The sequence below is a fragment of the Candidatus Hydrogenedentota bacterium genome, assembly GCA_019695095.1.
Lineage (GTDB): Bacteria > Hydrogenedentota > Hydrogenedentia > Hydrogenedentales > SLHB01 > JAIBAQ01.
This window is the reverse complement of the sequence record JAIBAQ010000305.1, coordinates 1-4,874: the sequence shown is the minus strand read 5'-3', so window position 1 is coordinate 4,874 and position 4,874 is coordinate 1. Positions and strand designations below refer to the sequence as shown.

Below are 4,874 nucleotides of genomic sequence, written 5' to 3'. Positions count from 1 at the left end.
TGCCACACGTTAGCGTCGGGCGTATCGCAAGACTTTCTTTAACGCATCGATGACTTCCGCAAGATGTTTGTCCGTCAATTGCGGGTGTAAAGGCAGCGAGAGGACGGCGTCGGATGCGGCGGATGCGTGGGGCAAAGCGGAAGCATCGAGTTTAAGCGTCTCACGGTAAAATGCGTGCTTGTGGACCGCGACGAAGTGGACACCCGTCCCCACATTCTCCTGGCGCAGGGCGTGCGCGATTTCATCGCGTGTTTTCTTCAGCAGGTCGAGGCGCAATCTCACGATCATGAGGTGCCATGCGTGCTCGACATTGGGCAGTACCGCGGGCAATTCCAATTCTTCTATATCCGCCAGCACCGATTGATACATACGGGCGAGTCGTCTGCGGGCAGCAATGAAACCGGAGAGCTTCTTGAGTTGCTCCAGTCCGATGGCGGCGCTAACGTTGGTCATGTTGTATTTGAAGCCCGGCTGAACGACTTCGGGAGCTGCCGGTGGCGCTTCCTTGCCGTAGCGATTCCATGCGAGCGTGCTGAGGCCGTTGTGAGCCAACAAGCGCAAGGCGTGAGCTTCCTCTTCGGAGCGCAATGAAATGATGCCGCCTTCGATGGTTGTGATGTTCTTGACGGGGTAGAAGCTGAAGCATGCGGGCCCCGTGCTGTTTCCGATCGGCGTCCCATTGTACGACGCGCCCAAGGCGTGCGCGGCATCTTCGACGATGGGGATGCCATGCTTCTGTCCGAGGGCATAGAGCGCGTCCATGTCACAGGGTTGTCCAGCCAAATGGACAGGCATGATTGCCTTGGTGCGCTTGGTGATGGCTCGTTCGATCGCGGCAGGATCGACATTCAACGTGCGCGGATCGATATCTGCCAGGACGAGCTTCGCACCCATATTGACGATCGTGTTTGCCGTGGAAACCCACGTTAGCGGCGACGTGATGACTTCGTCTCCCGGACCCACACCCGCGCGTATCAGGCAGAGATGAAGTGCGGCGGTACACGAAGACACGGCCACGGCATGGGGCGCGCCGACAGTCTGCGCGAAGGCCTTCTCGAATTCAGTCACTTTGGCGCCGGTAGTGAGCCAGCCGCTGCGAAGCACATTGATGACCGCTGCCTCTTCCTCGGAACCGATGGACGGCGGAGACAAAGGGATGAAACGCGCCGTGACGGGTTCACCACCTTCCGAAACAGGGATGCCGAGGAGTTCTTTCATCCGACGAACGTTAAAGTAGATTGTATCGAACGGATCGATGGAGAGGTCTTCGAGCCAAGTGCGGATCTCGCGCGCCCCGTCTTCCACGGAAATTTCACTCTCGAAACCGATAACCCGGCGAATCTTGCCGAACTGCACATTGTAGGTCCGCTGGTCTTCGTCATCGTTAACAATGTCCAGATTGACATCGTCGAACATGCCGATGATCAGCTTGGCTAGGTCGATGATGCGGTAGTTGTTGCCGTCAGACCCGAGATTGAATACTTCGCCGCTGACCTTCGACGCAGGGGCTTCCAGCAGCATCGCGAAGGCACGAGCGGCGTCGCGTACGTGTACAAACGGACGCCACTGGTTGCCGCCGCCGAACACGCTGATGCATTTCTTGCGTGACGCCGTGGCAACCATGAGGTTGATGGCAAGATCGAAGCGCATGCGCGGCGACCAACCGAACAGAGTAGCCGGACGGGCGAACACCGGCTCAAAAGCAGGACTCTTCAGGGCTATGAGCGCCCGTTCGGATTCGAGCTTGCTCTCCGCGTATACCGAAACAGGATTGGTTGGACTCTCCTCGTCGAGCGTGTCGAAGACCCCTTTGCCGTACACGCTGCACGAGGACGCAAGTACGAAGCGCCGTACGCCGTGCTCAACGGCGAGTGCAGCGAGACTGCGCGTGCTCTCGAGATTCACGTCGAGCGCCATTTCGGGATCGAGATCGCAAGAGGGATCGTTCGCGAGGCCCGCCAGATGGACAATGCCTTCGACGCCCTCAAAGATATGCCGGTAATCGTTCACGCGGCGGATGTCGCCTTTGATGACTTCGCACTTCGCGGGCGGTCCCAGTTCCGCCGGGTCGCGATCGCCGAAGCAAAACCGGTCGAACACCCGGACATGGTGACCGCGATCGATAAGAATCTTGACCAAATGGCTGCCCAGATAGCCCGCGCCGCCCGTTACCAGTACCCGCATTCAGATGACTCCCGTCGGTTGTTCGATGAAGAACGGAGTATAGCAAGTGCGCAGAGGATTTTGGATTTTAGATTTTGGATTTTGGATTAAATAGGAAGATATGTATCTGGCTTATCGAGATTTCGGGCTTCGAGGACGGCGACGCTCTTGCGGACTGCGTTCTTGCACTTGAGGTTTCGCTTCAGCCTTTGATTGGAATTACCGCGACCGTGAGTCTTCCTACGGAGATGAGTTTCTCGCGGTCGTCGAAGATCTTGGTTTCCCACACGTGGGTCGAACGGCCCAGGTGAAGCGGACGGGCAATGCCGGTCACAAGTCCTGAATTCACCGATCGGACATGATTCGCATTGACTTCGATGCCCACGCATGTGAAATGTTCCTGATCGATGCACATGTACGAGGCCACGCTGCCCAGAGTTTCCGCGAGCACGACCGATGCGCCGCCGTGCAAGAGTCCCGCGATTTGGAAGGTCTTCTCGTGCACCGGCATGGTGGCCTTAACGAAGTCCGGACCTATCTCAGTGAAGACGATCTCCAGATGCTCCAGGATGGTGCCTTCGGAGAATCCGTTCAGAACCTCAAGAGTGAATTCGCGAGACCAAATGGGCATTTCCTTCCTTTCAAGGCGACGGTAAAGCATGCGACCCAGGCGCCCGCTAAATACCTTTCAGTGAAGCGTGCCAGTATTCTGCCGTGGAGTATGGGCAGTGTCAACGCGTCGATTGCTGGGGAGCTTCAGCGACAAGGCAATTCACGCGCACCAATGTAATTGTATTTGCCGTTGAATGGCGAGAGCACACGAAGTGTCCAGAAAGCCAGTACAGTTGGCGCGATGCAAACTTGCGTATTGACGTGGAGACGCTCTCTGTTATACTCATTATAGCAAGCAAGAAAGTGAATCTCCGTAAAGCGGATTGCCTGGTTCGATGTTGGTATGGGTGGATCGGCCAAGCATTGCGGGTTTGTGTGGGCTCGGGGGTGCGGAGGTCCTGGTGCGGTTACGGCAAATGAATTCTTGAATCGCTTTTTGCGACGCTCTGTGTATGAGACGTTCAAACAGGAGCCTGGTGTTGACGGGGCTTCGCGCAAGAAGCGGATAGGGATTCAGCTTCGTCGGGTGTTCCGTCGGAGCATTGCTTTGCGATATGTCGAACCGGTAATGGAGTCAGGTGACATAAAGGAGATTCTGTATGTCGAAGCGAGGCAGTAGAGGTTTTACCTTGATCGAGTTGCTTGTAGTTATCGCCATCATAGGCATTCTTGCCGCCATCCTTCTTCCCGCATTGGCACGTGCACGCGAAGCAGCCCGCAGGGCGTCATGCCAGAACAATCTCAAGCAGTTGGGGTTGGTGTATAAGATGTATTCAAATGAATCCAAGGGCGAGAAGTTCCCGCCGAAAGTCTCGTTGTCTTCTGCTGGCGAGATTTGTTGGATGCCGGAACCCAAGTCTATCTATCCAGAGTACCTGACTGACGCAAAGGTAACGATTTGCCCATCAGACCCGGAAGGTCTGTCGCCGCTGGAACCAAACACCGATGGTAACTGGGTAAATGACACCACAGGAGAACTAGATGTTCTGCCTGACGGTTCAGGAAAGTGGGCGGCTCAGGGCGATGCGTCGTATACATACATTGGCTTCGCTGTATTTAGCAATTCCCTGCTTCAGAATTGGCCAGGATTCCAAGCACCCACCTGGGACAGCTCTGCGCTTACGGCGTTTCCTTCTGGAGCATTAGTGCCAGTCTTTACCGAACCTGATTCGGATTTGGTTGTGGATCATCCGACACTTGGAGAAGTGACGGTTTATCGCCTTCGTGAAGGCATTGAGCGTTTCTACATTTCCGATATCAATAATCCTGCGGCCTCCGCAAAGGCTCAATCTGAGCTGCCTGTGGAGTGGGACGTACTTAGCGCTACTACGCGCGACTTTAACCATATCCCGGGAGGGTCAAATGTCTTGTACATGGACGGACATGTGAGCTACACCAAGTACCCCAGTGACAGTTTCCCTGTAACTGAGGAAATGGCTCGCATCGCAGCCAACGCCTCCTAATTCTATTAGTCCAAGAGAGTCAATCAGAGCATAATCAAATGCGAGCGCCTTCAGAGAGCAGGGCGCTCGCATTGTTTTCTGCAAGATTCAACTCGCGCGAATTGACGGCCTGATGTAGATCAATCGGCTGGAAGCACCAGGTTCAGAACGTCATTGAGGGCGCCTGCCGCAAGGTGGGCGCTTCGCTCCATTCGTGTGCACGGGCCGGATGTTCGATGCTCGAAGACTCCGAGTGGTACGCAAACCGAATGCGGAACCCGGTTCACTTGGGCAGGAAATATCTGCGTCCGTTGATCTCGATGCCGACGCCGCGAAGTTCGACGGCGATAAGGCGAGCGTCGGTGTTGGGGATGTTCTCGCCAACATAGACTTTGTTGAGGTTGATAAGGGCCGAGGGATGCGGCTGGCGTTTTGTGGAGAGACCCACCATGTTGATCTTGAGCTTGGGCAAATCCAGGCGGAGACGTTCCGATTCGCTGAGGGTGGGCAGTGCGCTGAGGTTGACCTCTTCAGAGAGGCTCTTGGCCTCCTCTCCATCGAGGGGCCTAGTCTCGGAATCGTTCGATTCTTTCTGCCTAACCGACGGTTTTGGCGGATCATCGGACCGTGACGCAACGGTATCGTTCGCAACCGTCT

4 protein-coding genes are annotated in these 4,874 nt (G+C 55.7%); 1 reads left to right on the top strand and 3 read right to left on the bottom strand.

Annotated elements, in window-relative coordinates; translation table 11 throughout:
• Positions 1-9: 9 nt before the first annotated feature.
• Together K1Y02_25335 and K1Y02_25330 are read right to left on the bottom strand one after the other, a co-directional pair.
• Positions 10-2,184, bottom strand: a complete 2,175-nt coding sequence (locus K1Y02_25335) for an aminotransferase class I/II-fold pyridoxal phosphate-dependent enzyme (GenBank protein ID MBX7259704.1) — start codon at positions 2,182-2,184, stop codon at positions 10-12.
• 181 nt (positions 2,185-2,365) lie between these two features.
• Positions 2,366-2,794 (bottom strand): hotdog fold thioesterase, encoded by a 429-nt coding sequence (locus K1Y02_25330; GenBank protein MBX7259703.1) that lies wholly within the window; start codon positions 2,792-2,794, stop codon positions 2,366-2,368.
• Between the two features lie 580 nt (positions 2,795-3,374).
• Here K1Y02_25330 and K1Y02_25325 point away from each other — a divergent pair.
• Positions 3,375-4,238, top strand: a complete 864-nt coding sequence (locus K1Y02_25325) for a DUF1559 domain-containing protein (protein ID MBX7259702.1) — start codon at positions 3,375-3,377, stop codon at positions 4,236-4,238.
• A 262-nt stretch (positions 4,239-4,500) separates the two neighbouring features.
• Here K1Y02_25325 and K1Y02_25320 read toward each other — a convergent pair.
• The coding region (locus K1Y02_25320) for a hypothetical protein (protein ID MBX7259701.1) at positions 4,501-4,874 on the bottom strand (374 nt) is incomplete at its 5' end.